We start from the raw sequence: 2,412 nt of genomic DNA, 5'->3' as shown, positions 1-2,412 counted from the left end.
AAATAAACATTCTTCTTAAATCTGTAATGAGACCAGAATTCATTAATCGAATCGACGATACAGTAATATTTAACCGACTTAGTAAAAAAGAGATAAAGGAGATAGTTCAGATACAACTCAATCTACTTTCTAAGCTTCTAGCGGATAAGAAAATAAGCATCGTACCAAGTAAGGAAGCAATCGACTACTTAGTAAAAGAAGGCTATGACCCTCAATACGGAGCTCGACCAATAAAACGATTGATACAAAAAAAGGTACTTAATGAGCTTTCTAAAGAAATACTCAAATCGAACGTGGAAGATGGTGCACACCTAATTCTGGATATCTTTAACGAGCAATTTGTGTTTAGAAAACCAATAAACGAGACTGAAGAGGCACGGTTGAACTAGATCTTAACGACCCAATTGTGCTTATCTTCTCCTTTACCAAGTTTTATAGCCTCTAGCCTACTTAATATCTCTAGAGATTTTGACCTAGTACTTATTTCAGGTAATTCGTAATCAGTTCCATTATAACCGATGGTTTTAATGTGCGTGATAGTAACTGCTGTACCAGTTCCATATGCATCTTGCAATGTACCTGCAGCATGAGCGTCTATTACCTCAGCAACTGAAATTGGTCGTTCTTCTACGTTGTATCCAAGATCTCGTGCAATAGTCAATACACTGTCTCTAGTTACTCCAGCAAGAATTGTATTTCCAGGAAGAGGTGTAATAATAGTATCATCTATGATAAACATCAAATTCATAGTACCAGATTCTTCTATATACTTATGCTCTTTGGCGTCTGTCCAAATAATTTGATGATAACCTTCTTCTAAAGCTTTTTGCGCAGGAAGTAATGAACCAGCATAGTTCCCAGCAGCTTTGGCAAAACCAACACCGCCTTCCGCTGCGCGGATATAGTTGTTCTCTACTTTTACTTTAAGAGGTTCAGAATAATAACTTCCAACCGGACATGTTATAATCATGAATAAATATTCATCCGAAGACTTAACACCGATATACTCATCCGTTCCGAACATGAAAGGTCGAATATAAAGAGAGCTTCTATCCTTTTCTGGAATCCAATCCATATCAATATCAAGTAATTGCTTAAGACCGCTAATGAATATTTCTTCTGGAATTTCAGGCATCCCCATTCTAACCGCAGACTTATTCATTCGCTGCACGTTCATTTCCGGTCTGAAAATAAAAGCATCTCCATCCTTATTCTTCTGTGCTTTCATTCCTTCAAAAATTGCTTGTCCGTAGTGTAAAACAGCAGTTGATGGAGCGAATTGAAGTTTACCGTATGGTTCTATAATAGGTTGCCCCCATTTACCATCCTTATACCTACAAAGAAATGCGTGATCAGAAAAGTCTCTTCCGAAAGAAAGATTATCAAAGTCTAGTTCACCTATTTTTGACTTCTCTATTTTTGTAATTAAAATATTATTTGCTTCCATAATTCCTGAAAAATTGGACGGCTAAATTACGAAGTATCTTTATATAGGCCGAACTGTTGCTCATCTAATTAGTATTTTTACTTAACTATCGTTTTCTATGCGTATTCGAATTGCCAATTTACTCCTATTTATTTCAACACTATTGATACTTAGTTGTGGGGAAACAACGCAATCAAAAGAACAGCATTCATCTGTAAACGAGGAAGAAAACACATTAGAATTCCGATACTCAGCTCCGGCTAATTCAACTTCTCAATCTCCATTATTAATATTAATGCACGGATACGGAAGTAATGAAAAATCGTTCGCCAACCTAGGAGGAGCACTGGATAACAGATTCCATAAAGTTTCTGTTCGCGCCCCGCTCCTTTTAAATCAAAATGGGTTTGCATGGTACGGATTGGATTGGGAAAATGGTACCGTAGTGGGCCATAATGAAATAGAAGAGGAAAACTCATATCAACAGATGATTATCTTATCCAATCATATAAAAAAGACTTATTCAATTAGCCGTCCTATCTACTTGGTTGGTTTTAGTCAAGGAGCTATGATGGCTTTAAATTTAACAATGACATATCCAGAGGTATTCTCTGGAGCGGCAGTTCTTAGTGGAAGATCGTGCTCTGAAGCGAAAAAATCATTTGCCGCTTCAAACGAATTAAAAGAGCATTCCTTCTTTATCTCACATGGTACGGAAGACAATATTATTCCTGTTATTGAAGGGCAGATTATCAAAAGAATTTTAAGCGAATATCCCGTAGATATAACGTATAAAGAATACCTTATTGATCATAGTTTGAATGCAGAGATTATAAGTGATTTAAACAATTGGCTTAATATTGCCTTCGAAACGAACAACTAAAATGAGTCACGACCACCATCATCACGGACATCACCACCATCATCACGATATAGACGGCGATGTTTCCAAAATCAAATGGGCCTTTTTTCTAAATCTATCGTTT

General features: G+C 36.5%; 3 protein-coding genes. 2 read left to right on the top strand and 1 reads right to left on the bottom strand.

The features are described from left to right. Nucleotides 1-26 precede the first annotated feature (26 nt). A complete protein-coding gene (locus HRT72_09505) occupies nucleotides 27-389 on the top strand; it encodes a hypothetical protein (protein ID NQY67941.1) in 363 nt (120 codons plus the stop codon). Here HRT72_09505 and HRT72_09500 read toward each other — a convergent pair. Next, nucleotides 386-1,447 carry a branched-chain amino acid aminotransferase gene (locus HRT72_09500; protein NQY67940.1) on the bottom strand — a complete coding sequence of 354 codons (1,062 nt, stop codon included), beginning with the start codon at nucleotides 1,445-1,447 and terminating at the stop codon, nucleotides 386-388. The genes HRT72_09505 and HRT72_09500 overlap by 4 nt on opposite strands. Before the next feature lie 97 nt (nucleotides 1,448-1,544). Between HRT72_09500 and HRT72_09495 the strand changes: the two genes are divergently transcribed. Continuing rightward, the gene (locus HRT72_09495) at nucleotides 1,545-2,309 is read left to right on the top strand and encodes a hypothetical protein (GenBank protein NQY67939.1); all 765 of its coding nucleotides are present in this window, start codon (nucleotides 1,545-1,547) and stop codon (nucleotides 2,307-2,309) included. Nucleotides 2,310-2,412 lie beyond the last annotated feature (103 nt).

This window comes from Flavobacteriales bacterium (genome assembly GCA_013214975.1).
Lineage (GTDB): Bacteria > Bacteroidota > Bacteroidia > DT-38 > DT-38 > DT-38.
This window is presented reverse-complemented; position numbering and strand designations above follow the sequence as displayed.